The sequence below is a fragment of the Vibrio sp. E14 genome (genome assembly GCF_020515785.1).
GTDB classification, from domain to species: domain Bacteria; phylum Pseudomonadota; class Gammaproteobacteria; order Enterobacterales; family Vibrionaceae; genus Vibrio; species Vibrio diabolicus.
In genome coordinates, this window is sequence record NZ_JAHPJI010000002.1 from 301,828 (window position 1) to 317,506 (window position 15,679).

The following is a 15,679-nucleotide window of genomic DNA, read 5'->3' on the forward strand; positions in this document are numbered from 1 at the left end:
CAGACAGGAACAAAAACGTGACTATTTTAAATTCACTTAACCAGTTTTCGAAGGGACGCTTATCGTGGCTGCTGCTTCTGCTATTCGTCGTTTTCTTTGAAGCATGTGCCCTCTATTTTCAGCACGTCATGATGCTTGCACCATGTGTCATGTGTATCTACGAACGAGTCGCGATGATGGGAGTGGGTGTCGCTGCAATCGTTGGTCTTATGGCACCAAATAACCCAGTTTTCCGTTGGCTAGGTTTGATTGGCTGGGGATTAAGCTCTTACAAAGGACTGTTGCTTGCTCAGCAGCACGTTGATTATCAGTTTAACCCATCACCATTCGCGACTTGTGATTTATTCGTAACATTCCCTAGCTGGGCTCCGCTTAATCAGTGGGCTCCTTGGATATTCGAAGCATACGGTGATTGCTCGAAGATTGTTTGGCAATTCCTCGATTTATCAATGCCACAATGGTTAGTAGTTATTTTCGCGGGCAATTTAATTGCTTTAGCATTAATTGTGATCGCACAATTCTTCCCAGCAAGACGCACTAATCCGATTCGTTAATCCTTCCGAGAAATGATAACGAAAAAAGCCGACCAGATGGTCGGCTTTTTACTGAGTAAACATCGCGGCTATTTAACTTAACCACGTTAACTCAACCACGTGATTGACCACAACACTGCTTGAACTTTTTGCCGCTCTCACAAGGACAAGGATCATTGCGCCCGATACCTTTGAATGGGTTTAGGCTTTGAGCCTTATTGCCTACCATCAACTCATCCGCGCCTAACGCCACTTCACCAACCATCAAATCAAGCTGGTCGACCAAGTCTGCAAGAGCTGGAGGCGTTTCAATACCGGCGTCGCGCATCTGTTGCTGCGTTGCCGACTCATCGATAGCCAGCATCAAAGTGGTCAGTAATGCTTGTAGCATACGTTGCAATCCATCATTGAGCTCAACGCCTTGCCATTGTTCTTCAATCATTGGCCAAACAGACATAAAGCCTTCGGCAAAATCAGCAAGTTGCTCAGGTTCTGTGCCTGTTAGCCCTAACACGGAATATTCGTTTCGTTGAATTCGGTTGTGCTGCTTGTGAATTTGCTCTTCTACTGCCGGTTGAATCGCTTTGAATCCTTCACCTAATAGCGGCTCTAACCACTTTTCAGGAGCGAGTGGTTTTGTCGTCAGATTAGCAGCGAGCACTGCGCCTTCGATAAATAGGCAAGATTCATCGATGTGAATTTCGCCTTTCTCAATCAATGTGTATTGCATGACATCTGGTTTCCCATAAATTTGGCGGCATTATACCTCAGAGCATAAAAGCACGTAACCGGGAGTTGCGAGTTTGACTGTATTGAGTGCTTTGAGTCTTTTAATGACAAACTTAGCTTACATCGCTACAATCGCCCTCCTTTTTATCACCAAACTGTATTAGGCAAACTATGCGAGTTGTACTAGGCCCAATGGAAGGCGTTTTAGACCATTTGATGCGCCAAATCCTGACCGAGATAAACGACTATGACCTATGTGTTACGGAATTTGTTCGAGTCATCGACCAGTTATTGCCCGATCATGTATTTCACCGTTTATGCCCGGAGCTGTTGCAAGGTTCTCAAACCGCATCAGGTGTGCCAGTACATGTGCAATTATTAGGACAAGAACCAAACTGGATGGCTGAGAACGCAATTAAAGCGGCGAGCTTAGGCGCCAGAGGCATCGACATAAATTTTGGTTGCCCAGCCAAAATGGTCAATAAAAGTAAGGGCGGTGCTGCTCTACTTCAGCATCCTGAGCTAATTCACCGTGTGGTAAAAGCTTGTCGAGAAGCCGTTCCAGAGGCAATCCCCGTAACTGCAAAAATTCGTCTTGGCTGGGAAAACCCTGAAGATTGCTTTGAAATTGTTGATGCCATTCAATCTGCTGGTGCAAATGAACTCACCGTTCACGCTCGGACTAAGCAGGGTGGTTACAAAGCGTCTGAGATAAAATGGGATTACATCAACCAAATTCGCGAACGTTTTGATATTCCGCTTATTGCGAATGGCGAAATTTGGAATTATGAAGATGGTCAACGTTGCATTGAAACGACTGGCGTTGACTCTTTGATGGTGTGCCGCGGCGCTTTCAATATCCCTAACTTGGGCAACATGGTAAAACACAACCACCAGCCAATGTCATGGCCCGAGGTGGTTGAGCTACTGATCTACTACTCCAAGTTTGAGATGAAAGGCGACAAAGGTTTGTACTATCCAAACCGCGTAAAACAATGGTTCTCTTACTTACGTCAGGCCTATCCTGAAGCAAAAGATCTATTCAGAGAAATCCGAACGTTTAACAAAGCCGCGCCGATTGTTGAGCATATTCAACGTTATCGTGATGAGTTAAATTCTCAGTTTGCATAAAATCCGAGCATTGCAAAGGGCGAACTGCTCGCCCTTTAAGCGCTTAGATCTTCGTAGCAAATCTTATTTTTGCCTGTACTCTTGGCTTGATATAACTTTTCATCCGCCGCTTTAAATAACTCATCAAAGCTTTCCACTCGGTTCTCTTTACTGAACACCACACCGCCAGAGATCGTAAAACCTTCTTTAGTCACGCGTGTCGAGCGTTCGTCTATGGCTTTTTTTACCCGCTCTAAAATTAGCTTAATGCCTTCCGAGTCTTCGTCGTAAATCGCCAACACGAACTCTTCGCCACCAAACCTTGAGGCGACATCTGTGTGGCGAATATTTTCACGTATACATTTTGCAACTAGCTGAATCGCAGAATCGCCGACATCATGACCATAGGTATCATTGATCTTCTTGAAGTTATCAATATCGAACAATGCTAATGCAACCTGTTTTTTCGTCATCTTATTGCGCCACACGGTTTGCATTCCTCGACGGTTCAACAAGCTCGTCATCGGATCTCTGGCGGCGAGATCTTTAAAATAACGTCGCTCACTACGCATATTCACATAGAACAATACGACTGTGCTCAAAACGTAAATAGAGATCGCAACAATAAGGCTGTATTTTTCGAACACCGCTAGGTTCTTAGCTTCATCCCAAAGGTTGTACTCGTAATACATGCTGTGATTCGCACTCAATCGCTCTAACTCGACTGGTTTGATACATGTACTGTTTGAAGGAATGGATTGTAAATTGGAAACCAAATGAAACTTACCAACAAGACCTAGCGACGAAGCCATCAACGCATTGACATCAAAATCAATGGACAGCACACCTTGATGCCTCCCTTTTTCGTAAACAGGCACCGTCATACTAATGATTTGACCTTCCATCGAATCCAACATCGGCCCAGGTCCGGCCAAGGTGATGTTCACTTTATCTTGTGCCGTTTTTTGCCAAAATGGGCGCGCTTTTAGCGTTGACCAAAGCTCTCTAGTGAAGTTTTTCGCGTACGTGTCAGGAGACGAAATGACGTAACCACGCTTATCGATGTAATGAATACCAACGATATGGGATTCAATATCGTGCAGAAAAGACAATGACGGCGCAAAACCCGCCTTTTGTTCAGCTAATTGGTTAATCGTTGAACCTTGCTGACATAAGCTTTCATCGCCCACGATCATGTAATCAAGATCAACCGCAGGTAACCCCTCACTGTAGACACTCTCTAGCAACAAGACGTCTATCGGCCAAATATAACAAAGCCCCTTTTTGACTAAAGAATTGTGCTCTTCAGACAATGGGTTAGCGTAATTCGTATAGTTAGTAAAACTATAATCTAAGGCGGTGAGGACTTTAATACCACGGGACATGGCACGATCAATACGTGCATACTCAGAATCAATATAGCGATTGACCGCATCGTAGTAGTTTTTTGTCGTAACAAGCAAAACCACTACAAATAATGCGAGGGGAAAAAAGATGACAAATGAGAGACTAAATCGCCTTTGGTTAACCATTGAGTACCATGTATGTGAAAGGTAGTTAGTCTCTTATCAAACAATGGGATTACGCTGTCTTATCAACTGGCAATGCGTAGTGCGCATCGCCAGATAATCAGATAACCAACAAATGTGTACGCATTGTAGGAGACTGTTTATATATTAAAGAAGTTTAATCAATATAGAATGTAGTGTCACTTCAGTTGCCACAATTTGAAGCTCTGTGCAGGTATATTGACAGAAAGATGACCCTTATAATCAATAAGTTCGCGTCCATCCAGAAGTGACGAAAGATGGGTAGCCTCCAAACCAAGTTGCCACAGAGGCATGTCAATTGAACACTCATCGCCACTTAGATTCATCACAACAACGATCGCTTCACTTCCAAGTACGCGCGCATAAGCCAGCACGTTGGTATCGCAATGCAGCCATTGAATACTACCAGACTGTAAAGACTTGTACTGTTTACGTATCGAAATCCATTGCTTGTAAATCGACAGCCATGCTGAGTTTTCGATTTCATTCCAAGGGAAACAGCGACGATTATCCGGGTCCAGCCCTCCCTCTAGTCCGACTTCACTCCCATAGTAAATACAAGGTGTACCGACGTATGTCATGAGCAGAGCAAGTGCGATGTTCATTTTACGCTTATCACCATCAACCAGTGTGATAAAACGAGCAGTATCATGACTATCGAGTTGATTTAGCTGCGATAGCTGATTCGAAAATGGAATTTTTGCTCTGGCTTCGTCCAACCATGCTTTAAACTCCAAACCATCAATGTTGATTGGTTCATACATAATATCTTGCTGCGCGATAAAAGCTCGAACTGGATGAGCAAAACCGTAGTAGTTCATCGCCCCATCTTCTTGGTCACCTTGCAGCCACTGTGTTGCTTCAAAAAAGTGCTCACCTAGCACATAGGCATTCGGATTGACTGACTTCGTCGCATGGCGAAACGCTTCAACATAATGAGCATTGTTTTTCGCTCCCTCTCCTTCGCCAAGCATATGAATAACATCAAATCGCCAACCATCGACTGAGTATGGTGGCTTCAGCCAGTGCTTAATGACAGATGCTTCGCTTTGATAGATATAGTCACGCACTTGTTCATTTTCGAAGTTCAGAACCGGTAAGTTACCAATGCCCTTCCAACCAATATAGTGATTGGTTTCGCCTTCAAAAAAGTAGTAATCGCGGAACTTTGACTGCGGATTGCTATACGCCCCTTCTCCTTTTTGTTGGATATCAAACCAAGGATGATGCACTGACGTGTGGTTAAACACCGCGTCTAAGACAATCTTCATATTCTTACCGCGAATCTTCTCACACAGTTCCGCAAACTGAGCATTGGTGCCAAACATAGGATCAACAGTGAAGTAATCCGTAGTGTCGTATTTGTGGTTACTTGGTGAAGAAAAAATCGGATTAAAATAAAGCGCAGTAACGCCGAGCTGTTCAAGATAGTCCAACTTTTGTTCCACACCTTTGAGATCGCCGCCAAAAAACTCTCTTGCTCCTGTATTTTTGTGAGACCCCACCGCTTCTCCCCACGATTTAATGATCGCTTCTGAATCATGCTGAGCATAAGCTTTACGAATGTCAGATTCACTTTTACTAGCAGAAAAACGGTCAGGAAAGATTTGATAGAACACTTGCTCTTGGACCCAGCTTGGTGGTTGATGGTTTACATTCAACTTAAAGTGGAACTCTTTGGGTGGAATACGCTTTTGTACGCCTCGTGCATCGAGCCAGTATTGTTGTCCGTCTTTGAGGAGCTTAAACACATAATGTGTGACATCTCGATCTCGATTTGGTCGGAACGAGGCTTCCCATAGTAACAATTCCCCAGTTGTTCCAATTTGAGCCATGTCGACCAGATATTCTTCATTGTCCGGCTCAAGACGCACATATACGGAATCAAAATCCAATGTCTCGGTTTTCAGTCTGACTGTGACTTGCTCGTGATTAAAAGCTAAACCATCAATGGTTTGACTATGAAAAATAAATGGCAGGTTCATTATGGGCACTCCTCGTCATCGGATATGCCACTATGTTATTGAAGAATGAGAGACAAGAAATCCTCCTTGCGAGTTGGCATATAAGCCAATTTTCCCAAGGAGGATCACACTTAGTAGGCGTAGTGACTTGTCGGATACCGCTTAGTTCAACAAGAGACTGTCATCTGCAAGCTCTTCACCACGCACTTTGGAGAACATATCCAACAAGTCTGGTACCTGCATGTTAGCGCGCTGCTCTCCAGCCACATCAAGCACAATTTCACCTTGGTGAAGCATTACGGTCCTATCGCCACATGCTAATGCGTCTTTCATCGAATGCGTCACCATCATCACGGTTAAATCGAACTCATCGACAATACGTTTAGTTAAGTCGATAACAAACGCCGCCATACGAGGATCAAGCGCAGCCGTGTGTTCATCAAGCAGTAACAACTTACTCTCCGATAACGTCGCCATCACAAGGCTAACGGCTTGTCGTTGTCCACCGGACAGTAAGCCAATGCTATCGCCCAGACGATCTTCTAAGCCAAGCCCTAGGATGCTAATTCGCTCTTGGAACAGCTTGCGACGTTTAGCTGAAAGCGCCAAACCCCAACTGCGTTTTTTACCACGCATGTACGCTAAAGCCATGTTCTCTTCTATCGTTAGCTCTCCACAGGTTCCGGCCAATGGATCTTGAAACACTCGTGCGCATTGCGTCGCACGCTGGGCTACCGTCTGCTTGGTGACGTCTTTGCCATCAATGATCACCTGACCACCTATCATCGGCGTCTCACCTGTCACCGCACCAAGCAACGTCGATTTTCCTGCGCCATTAGAACCAATCACGGTAAGAAATTGATGCTCTGGAACCTCTAAAGAGACGCCTTTCAATGCACGATTTTCTAAAATCGTCCCTGGGTTGAACGTGACCTGAATGTTATTAAGTTCAATCATAACGCCTCCCCCGAACCATTTTTTGATGCCGCTTGTTTAGCATCGGTAACGCGTTGTTTCGCTCTCATGCTCTGTTTTAGCTTTGGAGCAATAAGCGCCACAGCCACCAATACTGCGGTAACAAGGTTGAGGTCTGAAGCTTGTAAACCAAACATGCCAGAGCTCAAAGCGAAAGCCACTGCAAGACGATAAAGTACCGAACCGATGATGACAGCAAATACCGCAACCCAAATTTTTCGCCCGGGAATAAGGGTCTGGCCCAAAATCACAGCAGCCAAACCAACCACAATGGTGCCCACGCCAGAGGTCACATCTGCAAAGCTGTTCGTTTGTGCAAACAACGCGCCTGCGAATCCGACAAAACCGTTGGATAAAGCCAACCCAAAGTAGGTATAAAAACCAGTGCTCGCCCCTTGCGCAGAAACCATACGCGCATTCACGCCCGTGGCTCGTAAACCAAGACCAAAGTCGCTGTTCAGCAGGCGAATGACAAAGAAAGCGGACAAAAGAACTAAGACCCCAACAACCAGAGGGCGAATAAACATCGCATCGCCCAATGCTTCAAACGGAGTGAGAATCGTATCCTCTCCAAGCAACGCCATATTAGGTTTGCCCATAATACGAATATTGATTGAAAATGCCGCGATCATGGTAAGAATGGAAGCTAACAGGTGCAAAATACCACATCGAACAGCCAGAAAAGCGGTTACCCACCCCGTCATACTACCGGCTATCATCGCCATTATTGTCGCAAGCCAAGGATTAATATCTGCGACAATCGCCGTTGCTGCCACCGCCGCTCCCATTGGAAAGCTGCCATCCACACTCAAATCGGGGAAATCGAGAACACGAAACGTAAGATACACACCCAAGGCAACTAGGCCATAAATTAAGCCAATTTCGAGTGCGCCAAAAAAAGCAAATGCAGACATAACTGCTCCTTTCTGCATGTTCAGGCTGGCTAATACCAACCTGAACTTAAGACTTCTAACGTATACTCCCCTTCTTCTCCAGCAGAATGCTCTGCACGAGAAATCCGGCGAGTATCAACTTTGGGGCAAGCCTCTACCAACTAATGTGACAGGCTTAACCCAAAAAAGCGTTACTTATTGCATGCTTGTCGCACGTTCAACCACAGAACTTGGCAGCTTGATACCGAGCTTAGATGCTGCGCTTTCATTAATTACAAGGTCAGAGCCCGTCGCGACTTTTACATCCAGCTTGCCTGGTTCTTGACCATCAAGAATCGCCGCCACGTAATCCGCGGTTTGTACACCAACCTGGTAGTAGTCAAAACCTAGACCAGCGATCGCACCTTTTTCGACATATGACGTCGCACCACCAAATACAGGTTTTTTCGCTTGATTCGCTGCCACAATCATCCCTTCAATCGCACTTGCAACTGTATTGTCTGTTGGGGCGTAAAGAATGTCTGATTTCGCTGCAATGGCTTGAGTCGCAGACTGAACATCAGCACTTTTTAGTGCGGTCGCTTCAACCACTTGTATGCCTTTTGCTTCTGCGCTTTCTTTTAGTAGTTCAACCAAAGTCACGGCATTAGCTTCACCGGGATTAAATACAACCCCGATGCTTTTCACCTGAGGGAGAATTTCTTGGATGAGATCGACATGCTGAGCAACGGGTGAAAGATCAGACAGGCCAGTTACGTTTTTGCCTGGTTGTTCCATCGACTTAACCAATTTCGCACCGACCGGGTCTGTTACCGCAGTAAAGACAACAGGAATAGAGCGCGTTGCCGACACCAAGGCTTGTGCCGAAGGCGTCGCGATACCCACTAACACATCAGGATTTTCGCCGACGTACTGACGGGCAATTTGCACTGCAATCGCAGGGTTACCCTGTGCGGTCTTATAATCAAATTCTAGATTTTTGCCTTCTTCGTAGCCTTTCGCTTTTAAACCATCAAGCAATCCTTGACGCGTCGCGTCTAACGCGGGGTGTTCGACAATTTGTGAAACTGCAACGGTTGCAGTGGCGGCCAGTACATTGGCAGAAGAGAAAATAGCAGTAGCAGATAGAACGGCAGTGGCTAATAAACGTTTCGTTTTCATCATAACTCCTTGATGTGACTTCGTCCTTGTTTCGCGAGCATTCAACATGAATATCGACTCGTGAATTCAAATGTTTGAAGGGGGTAATGTTGTGTTCGTATAACTGTGCACTTATTGCGCATCTTTTTTTATTATTACTACTAAGTCTTAGTAAAGAAAAGAAAGATTTAACACTAAAGCAACATTTGTGATCGAGAGGTCTCTTCATCTCGATAAGAATCCTTGGTAAACCAAGTAATGTACGCACCATCAAAGATGGTAGGAGTGGCTGAAGCGCAAGGTAATCACAGGCAGGATCAAAAATGGAGTGGCTAATGCACACTCCATTTCAAAAAACTTAGATTAGAACCAACGCTCTAGTGAGGACTTATCAAGCTGACGAAACGCTCGATTCAGTATTATCGCAAGCTCTTTATAACGAGGGCGAGCTTTAACAGGCTCTAGTGCAAAACCTGTTTCCACAATCTTTTGATGCAGCTCCCGATACCAAGACGCCAGAGAAGGCGGCAATTTCGTGTTGGATCGAGCACCAAGCCACCAAATCCCTTGAAGTGGCAAGCTAATCGCAAACAAGGCAACAACAATGGATTGAGGTAACGCGTGGTAATTGTTGAATGCCATTTGAGTGAGTACGCTGATCGCAGCAACGGCTGGCATGACTTTAATGCCAAAGCGAGTCGCCTTAATGATACGCTGTTCCGGAAATATGGCGCTTAGCTCTTTACGAACCGGCCAGATCTCCATGTAATTCTGGCCATCTTTCAGGCTATGGATCAATCCGACTTTATTACTCATACCGCTCTCTCACTAAAAAATAGTTGAACATTTCAACTGAAGGTACAAAAAATTGATGAAAGTTAATATTCTTTCAAATTTTTTTTGTTATCATTGCTTATTATCGCTATCCTTTGCAGACCCTCAATCTCATTGTTGCTGTTATTTACAATTTAAGCAACTCCGAGATATCTATCTGCACGGATCGCATCATAGTGATGGATGGGTTCATCACTATTTCTTTATATGGAATTAGAACAATTTTTGACCAGGATTAGTACGCAGCCTTCTGGGTATCGGCTATTCTTGTGATTAATTTTTCATTCTTTAACTGATTTTTTATCAGACGAATAACAGGTAGTCATACATGTCTAAGCTAGTTTTAGTTTTAAACTGCGGTAGTTCTTCTCTTAAATTTGCCGTTGTTGATGCCGAGAACGGCGACGAGCACTTATCAGGTCTTGCTGAGTGTCTTCACCTTCCTGAAGCTCGCATCAAGTGGAAACTTGATGGCAAGCACGAAGCTCAACTAGGCAATGGTGCAGCTCACGAAGAAGCACTAGCGTTTATGGTAGAAACTATTCTTGCTTCTAAGCCAGAGCTTAAAGCTAACCTAGGCGCAATCGGTCACCGTATCGTTCACGGCGGCGAGCAGTTCACTCAATCTGCACTAATCACTGATGAAGTTCTAAAAGGTATTCAAGACGCTGCAACATTTGCACCTCTTCATAACCCTGCTCACATCATCGGTATCGAAGCGGCTAAGAAAAACTTCCCAGAGCTGAAAAACGTTGCTGTATTTGACACTGCGTTCCACCAAACTATGCCTGAAGAGTCTTACCTATACGCTCTTCCATACAACCTATACAAAGAACACGGTATCCGTCGTTACGGTATGCACGGTACTTCTCACTTGTTCATCACTCGTGAAGTTGCTGGCCTACTAAACAAACCAGTTGAAGAAGTAAACATCATCAACTGTCACCTAGGTAACGGCGCGTCTGTATGTGCAATCAAGAACGGTCAATCTGTAGACACTTCTATGGGTCTTACTCCACTTGAAGGTCTAGTAATGGGTACTCGCTGTGGCGACATCGACCCTGCTATCATCTTCCACCTGCACGACGCTCTAGGTTACTCTGTTGATCAAATCAACACGATGCTAACTAAAGAGTCTGGTCTTCAAGGTCTAACTGAAGTGACTTCTGATTGTCGTTTCGTTGAAGACAACTACGGTGAGAAAGAAGAAGCAACACGCGCAATGGACGTGTTCTGCCACCGTCTAGCTAAGTACGTAGCTGGCTACACTGCTTCAATGGACGGTCGTCTAGACGCAATCACTTTCACTGGCGGTATCGGCGAGAACTCTGGCCCTATCCGTGAAATGGTTCTAAACCGTCTTGGCATCTTCGGTATCGAAGTAGATAGCGAAGCTAACCTTAAAGCTCGCTTCGGCGGCGAAGGCGTTATCACGACTGAAAACAGCCGTATCCCTGCAATGGTTATCTCTACTAACGAAGAGCTAGTCATCGCTGAAGACACTGCACGCCTGACAGGTCTTTAATTGAATTACTGGCTAGCCACTCGGCTAGCCAGATTTTCATTCAAACGAATTTCTTAGGGGCTCAACTCCTATTCTTCGAGCTTCATGGAATAAGAGTTGAGCTTTTATCCCCCAAATAGCTAAAGGTACTCTACGAATGTCTCGTACTATTATGCTTATCCCTACTAGCGCAGGCGTTGGCCTAACAAGCGTTAGCATGGGTGTTCTTCGCGCTATGGAGCGTAAAGGCGTTAAAGTTTCTTTCTACAAGCCAATCTGTCAGCCACGTTCAGGTGGTGATCAGCCAGATCTGACTTCAACTATCGTTGGCCACAACAGCGATATGAAGATCGGTGAGCCAATGGCGATGTCTGTTGCTGAAAGCCTAATCGGTAACGACAACATGGACGAGCTGCTAGAAACCGTTGTTGAACGTTACAACCAAATCAACAAAGACGCAGACGTTACGCTAATCGAAGGTCTTGTACCTACTCGTAAGCACCCATTTGCAAACCAAGTAAACGCGGAAATCGCGGCAACACTTGGTGCAGAAATCGTGCTAGTTGCGACTCCAGGTACTGATAACCCAGCGCAACTGAAAGAGCGTATCGAAGTAGCATGTTCTAACTTCGGCGGCACTAAGAACAAAAACATCTCTGGCGTTATCATCAACAAGCTAAACGCTCCTGTTGACGAAGCTGGCCGTACTCGCCCTGACCTATCTGAAATCTTTGACGATGCAGATAGCGCGAAACAAAACGAATTGAAAGTGATGGAAATCTTCAACACTTCTCCAATTCGTGTACTAGGTTGCGTGCCATGGAGCATTGATCTGATTGCGACTCGTGCAATCGACATGGCTAAGCACCTGAAAGCAGATATCATCAACGAAGGTGACATCAACACTCGTCGCATCAAGAGCATCACTTTCTGTGCACGTTCTCTGCCAAACATGATTGAGCATTTCAAACCTGGCTCTCTACTTGTTACTTCTGCAGACCGTCCTGATGTTATCGTTGCGGCTTCTCTTGCTGCAATGAACGGTGTGGATATTGGTGCTGTACTGCTAACTGGCGGTTACGACATCCCTCGCGAAATCGAAGGTCTATGTAAACCAGCGTTCGACACTGGTCTACCTATCTTCAAAGCACAAGGTAACACTTGGCAGACATCTCTAAACCTACAGAGCTTCAGCATCGAAGTACCTGCAGACGATAAAGAGCGTATCGAGTTCATCAACGAGCACGTTGCTGGTCACATCGACGGTAACTGGATCGAGTCAATGACTGAAGGTACTCAGAAGTCTCGTCGTCTAAGCCCACCAGCGTTCCGTTACCAGCTAACTGAACTTGCTCGTAAAGCAGGCAAGCGTATCGTTCTTCCAGAAGGTGACGAACCTCGTACTGTTAAAGCGGCAGCAATCTGTGCTGAACGCGGTATTGCAGACTGTGTGCTTCTAGGTAACCCAGATGAAATCCGTCGCGTAGCAGCTCAACAAGGCGTTGAGCTAGGTACTGGCGTAACCATCATCGATGCCGATGCTGTTCGTGAAAACTACGTTGCTCGTCTAGTTGAGCTGCGCGGTGCGAAAGGCATGACTGAAGTTGTGGCTCGTGAGAAGCTACAAGATTCAGTATTCCTAGGCACAATGATGCTTGAGAACGACGAAGTTGACGGCCTAGTTTCTGGTGCTGTTCATACTACGGCGAACACTATCGTTCCTCCGTTCCAAATCATCAAGACTGCACCAAATGCGTCTATCGTATCTTCAGTATTCTTCATGCTTCTGCCTGATCAAGTACTGGTTTACGGTGACTGTGCGATCAACCCAGATCCAACCGCTGAACAGCTTGCTGAAATCGCTATCCAATCTGCTGACTCTGCAGCAGCATTCGGTATCGACCCTCGCGTTGCTATGATCTCTTACTCTACTGGTGAATCTGGTAAGGGTGCAGACGTTGATAAAGTACGTGAAGCAACTCGCATCGCGAAAGAGAAGCGTCCTGATCTAGTGATCGACGGTCCTCTACAGTACGACGCAGCTATCATGGAAAACGTGGCAGCGTCTAAAGCGCCTAACTCTCCAGTAGCAGGTAAAGCGACAGTATTCGTATTCCCAGACCTAAACACGGGTAACACGACTTACAAAGCGGTACAACGTTCAGCTGACCTAGTTTCTATCGGTCCAATGCTGCAAGGTATGCGCAAGCCTGTAAACGACTTGTCTCGTGGCGCGCTAGTAGACGATATCGTGTACACAATCGCTCTAACAGCAATCCAAGCAGACCAAGAAGCTAAATAATCGCTTCTGACATCTAGTTGGACAACTATCCAAAGCCCTCGATTCGTCGAGGGCTTTTTCTCTTGTTGGCCACACAGCTAAGAGGCTATGAGCAATAGCACTAATACGCTCTTACGAATACAGCGCCATAAATACCCCAGCCCCAACCACAACACAACCTGTCATCACTGGTGCGATTCGGCGCCAAAGCTTCTTATCCCCTATCGCGATGACCATCCCCATTTTCACAATGGTATTAACCGAAGCGGCAATCAAAATGCCTAACGCAGCAGTGGTCACGCTCAATGTTTGCGTACTTTGACGTCCGAGGGTTAACGAGATCGCATCAACGTCAGTAATCCCTGATAAAGCAGAAAGGAGCAACACACCCGCATTGCCGAACCAGTCAGACAAAGCATGAGCAAGCAGCATAATCACCGCCAACACGAGGCCAAAGAACAGTGCCGACTGCAAAGCAAGAGGGTTCGTTTGCTTATTTGATTGCTCAATCTGCTCAACTTCACTTCTGCGCCAAATCCACCATGCCGGAATGTACAGCGCAACCATCATCGCCATCACAATTGGCCAAAGAAGTTTCACTAATTGTGGATTGATAACGGACAGTACGATAAGTAAACGAGGGAACATGGTTCCGCAGCTCAGAAGAATACCACTAGCGAGTAACGGGCTGATGCTCGCTTGCTCACGAGAAAGATGGGAAAACTGCAACGTTAATGCTGTCGAAGAGCTAAGCCCCGCAAATACAGACGTAAACAAAATACCTCGCTTCGCCCCGCCGATTTTTATCGCAAAATAACCGACAAAAGAGATACTAGCGATCAACACAACCATCCACCAAATCTCATACGGGTTAAGTGCATTCCAAGGGCCGTAAGATTGATTTGGTAACAGGGGTAACATGACTATCGAGATAAGTAATAAACGCAGTGCTGCGTCTAACTCATACTCTTGCAGTTTTTGTAGCGCTTGATGTAGCTCTCTTTTGTTATCAAGCACCACCGCGGTAATAACGGCCGCTGCTGCAGCCAAAACAGCCTCACCCGACACGGCAAGGTTACCCAGAACAAACACCACCATGATACTAACCACACCAGTGATGCTCACATCTCCGCTCTTTTTCTGCTGTATAACAAAAGCGATGCAAGTGAGGATGACTAAAGCGATAAACGCAAAACCAATGAGTAAAGGTGTATAGATGTTGGCGAGAATGCCAACTAAACCACCGAGTAAACCGACTAAAGAAAAAGTACGAATGCCCGCGACACGACTGCCTTCTACGCTATTGCGCATCACCCAGCCACGTTGGGTGCCAACAATTGCCCCCAGTAATAGAGCAATAAGCAGATTCCAAATTAGATGCTCGCCACTGACAAACTCATTGATATCCATGCATCACCCCCGTTAAAAAGCGGTTGTTATATCATTAGTTTATTTGAATATGGGTAAGAAGCTGTGACGATGAGAGGATAATCAGAAAATGGCCCCGGCACCTGGCTTACCATTGCGTCTTATAATTTCATTATTCTTTTACCTACCACCAAAACGTAATAGAACGAAGCGGCCCTCCCTGTTCAATTTATCAGCATTATTTACATTTCAACTGAACTTTCTTACTCGAACTACGTAACGAAGATGGACTGCTATTAAGCAAACTCACACATAAGTAAGGAATACATATGAACAACTCCATCAACAACTCACAGCTAAAGCTTGGTTTAGCTGCAATTCTGTTCAGTTTTTCTTCATTCAGCTTTTCAGCCCCAAGCATTAAAGGCGTTGATCAAGATATGTCCGGAGGAACGGTAACCGCAAAAATGGCTCATGCTGACGACAACGGATGGATGGTCGTCCACCGAACAGACGAATCAATGAAGCCTGGCCCTGTTATCGGCTATGCCCCACTAAAGATGGGACAGAATGAGAACGTGAATGCAATTTTGATGGAACCGGTTGAGTCTGGCGACATGCTGATGCTAATGGTCCACGGAGAAAAAGGTGGAATGAAGACTGGCGTATTTGAATATACACTAGGAGCCAAAGAAGATGGCCCTGTAAAAGTCGACGGAAAATTAGTGATGGACGTCGTGCGCGTTAAGTAAGACGAGCGCACATTTAAAAGTCACTCTCCTACTCCTAGTATTTAGT

At 45.5% G+C, this 15,679-nt stretch carries 13 protein-coding genes; 5 read left to right on the plus strand and 8 right to left on the minus strand.

What is annotated here, in order from left to right; translation table 11 throughout:
• Positions 1 to 17: 17 nt before the first annotated feature.
• Positions 18 to 554 (plus strand): disulfide bond formation protein DsbB, encoded by a 537-nt coding sequence (gene dsbB, locus LIX84_RS06665; RefSeq protein WP_065646638.1) that lies wholly within the window; start codon positions 18 to 20, stop codon positions 552 to 554.
• Between the two features lie 91 nt (positions 555 to 645).
• Here the strand turns inward: dsbB and LIX84_RS06670 are convergent, their stop codons facing one another.
• Positions 646 to 1,263: a YecA family protein gene (locus tag LIX84_RS06670; protein ID WP_225462050.1), complete on the minus strand. Its 618-nt coding sequence runs from the start codon at positions 1,261 to 1,263 to the stop codon at positions 646 to 648.
• A gap of 170 nt (positions 1,264 to 1,433) precedes the next feature.
• Between LIX84_RS06670 and dusC the strand changes: the two genes are divergently transcribed.
• Complete coding sequence (gene dusC, locus LIX84_RS06675) at positions 1,434 to 2,393, plus strand: tRNA dihydrouridine(16) synthase DusC (protein ID WP_226420960.1); 960 nt, start codon at positions 1,434 to 1,436, stop codon at positions 2,391 to 2,393.
• A gap of 35 nt (positions 2,394 to 2,428) precedes the next feature.
• On the opposite strand, the gene LIX84_RS06680 is transcribed toward dusC, so the two are convergent.
• From LIX84_RS06680 to yfbV, 6 genes are all read right to left on the minus strand, one after another.
• Positions 2,429 to 3,904: a sensor domain-containing diguanylate cyclase gene (locus LIX84_RS06680; protein ID WP_226420961.1), complete on the minus strand. Its 1,476-nt coding sequence runs from the start codon at positions 3,902 to 3,904 to the stop codon at positions 2,429 to 2,431.
• Positions 3,905 to 4,080: 176 nt separating this feature from the next.
• Positions 4,081 to 5,907 carry a maltodextrin glucosidase gene (malZ, locus tag LIX84_RS06685; RefSeq protein ID WP_226420962.1) on the minus strand — a complete coding sequence of 609 codons (1,827 nt, stop codon included), beginning with the start codon at positions 5,905 to 5,907 and terminating at the stop codon, positions 4,081 to 4,083.
• 141 nt (positions 5,908 to 6,048) lie between these two features.
• A complete protein-coding gene (locus LIX84_RS06690) occupies positions 6,049 to 6,843 on the minus strand; it encodes an ABC transporter ATP-binding protein (RefSeq protein ID WP_005396631.1) in 795 nt (264 codons plus the stop codon).
• On the minus strand, positions 6,840 to 7,775 hold the full coding sequence (locus LIX84_RS06695; protein WP_226420963.1) for an ABC transporter permease: 936 nt from the start codon (positions 7,773 to 7,775) through the stop codon (positions 6,840 to 6,842). The genes LIX84_RS06690 and LIX84_RS06695 overlap by 4 nt, the downstream gene beginning before the upstream one ends.
• Positions 7,776 to 7,949: 174 nt before the next feature.
• Positions 7,950 to 8,915: an ABC transporter substrate-binding protein gene (locus tag LIX84_RS06700; RefSeq protein WP_047010059.1), complete on the minus strand. Its 966-nt coding sequence runs from the start codon at positions 8,913 to 8,915 to the stop codon at positions 7,950 to 7,952.
• 342 nt (positions 8,916 to 9,257) lie between these two features.
• On the minus strand, positions 9,258 to 9,710 hold the full coding sequence (yfbV, locus tag LIX84_RS06705) for a terminus macrodomain insulation protein YfbV (protein ID WP_005380809.1): 453 nt from the start codon (positions 9,708 to 9,710) through the stop codon (positions 9,258 to 9,260).
• A gap of 346 nt (positions 9,711 to 10,056) precedes the next feature.
• Between yfbV and LIX84_RS06710 the strand changes: the two genes are divergently transcribed.
• Positions 10,057 to 11,253, plus strand: a complete 1,197-nt coding sequence (locus tag LIX84_RS06710) for an acetate kinase (RefSeq protein ID WP_005396635.1) — start codon at positions 10,057 to 10,059, stop codon at positions 11,251 to 11,253.
• A gap of 136 nt (positions 11,254 to 11,389) precedes the next feature.
• A complete protein-coding gene (gene pta, locus LIX84_RS06715; RefSeq protein WP_005396636.1) occupies positions 11,390 to 13,534 on the plus strand; it encodes a phosphate acetyltransferase in 2,145 nt (714 codons plus the stop codon).
• Between the two features lie 111 nt (positions 13,535 to 13,645).
• On the opposite strand, the gene LIX84_RS06720 is transcribed toward pta, so the two are convergent.
• Complete coding sequence (locus tag LIX84_RS06720) at positions 13,646 to 14,923, minus strand: MgtC/SapB family protein (RefSeq protein WP_226420964.1); 1,278 nt, start codon at positions 14,921 to 14,923, stop codon at positions 13,646 to 13,648.
• A 287-nt stretch (positions 14,924 to 15,210) separates the two neighbouring features.
• On the opposite strand from LIX84_RS06720, the gene LIX84_RS06725 reads away from it, so the two are divergent.
• Positions 15,211 to 15,633 carry a DUF7282 domain-containing protein gene (locus LIX84_RS06725; protein WP_226420965.1) on the plus strand — a complete coding sequence of 141 codons (423 nt, stop codon included), beginning with the start codon at positions 15,211 to 15,213 and terminating at the stop codon, positions 15,631 to 15,633.
• Positions 15,634 to 15,679: the final 46 nt, after the last annotated feature.

What these genes read in the sequence shown, in the direction of transcription:
- LIX84_RS06670 (WP_225462050.1), bottom strand. Translation starts at nt 1,263, where the DNA reads ATGCAATACACATTGATTGAGAAAGGCGAAATTCACATCGATGAATCT.
- dusC (WP_226420960.1), top strand. Translation starts at nt 1,434, where the DNA reads ATGCGAGTTGTACTAGGCCCAATGGAAGGCGTTTTAGACCATTTGATG.
- LIX84_RS06680 (WP_226420961.1), bottom strand. Translation starts at nt 3,904, where the DNA reads ATGGTTAACCAAAGGCGATTTAGTCTCTCATTTGTCATCTTTTTTCCC.
- malZ (WP_226420962.1), bottom strand. Translation starts at nt 5,907, where the DNA reads ATGAACCTGCCATTTATTTTTCATAGTCAAACCATTGATGGTTTAGCT.
- LIX84_RS06690 (WP_005396631.1), bottom strand. Translation starts at nt 6,843, where the DNA reads ATGATTGAACTTAATAACATTCAGGTCACGTTCAACCCAGGGACGATT.
- LIX84_RS06695 (WP_226420963.1), bottom strand. Translation starts at nt 7,775, where the DNA reads ATGTCTGCATTTGCTTTTTTTGGCGCACTCGAAATTGGCTTAATTTAT.
- LIX84_RS06700 (WP_047010059.1), bottom strand. Translation starts at nt 8,915, where the DNA reads ATGAAAACGAAACGTTTATTAGCCACTGCCGTTCTATCTGCTACTGCT.
- yfbV (WP_005380809.1), bottom strand. Translation starts at nt 9,710, where the DNA reads ATGAGTAATAAAGTCGGATTGATCCATAGCCTGAAAGATGGCCAGAAT.
- LIX84_RS06710 (WP_005396635.1), top strand. Translation starts at nt 10,057, where the DNA reads ATGTCTAAGCTAGTTTTAGTTTTAAACTGCGGTAGTTCTTCTCTTAAA.
- pta (WP_005396636.1), top strand. Translation starts at nt 11,390, where the DNA reads ATGTCTCGTACTATTATGCTTATCCCTACTAGCGCAGGCGTTGGCCTA.
- LIX84_RS06720 (WP_226420964.1), bottom strand. Translation starts at nt 14,923, where the DNA reads ATGGATATCAATGAGTTTGTCAGTGGCGAGCATCTAATTTGGAATCTG.
- LIX84_RS06725 (WP_226420965.1), top strand. Translation starts at nt 15,211, where the DNA reads ATGAACAACTCCATCAACAACTCACAGCTAAAGCTTGGTTTAGCTGCA.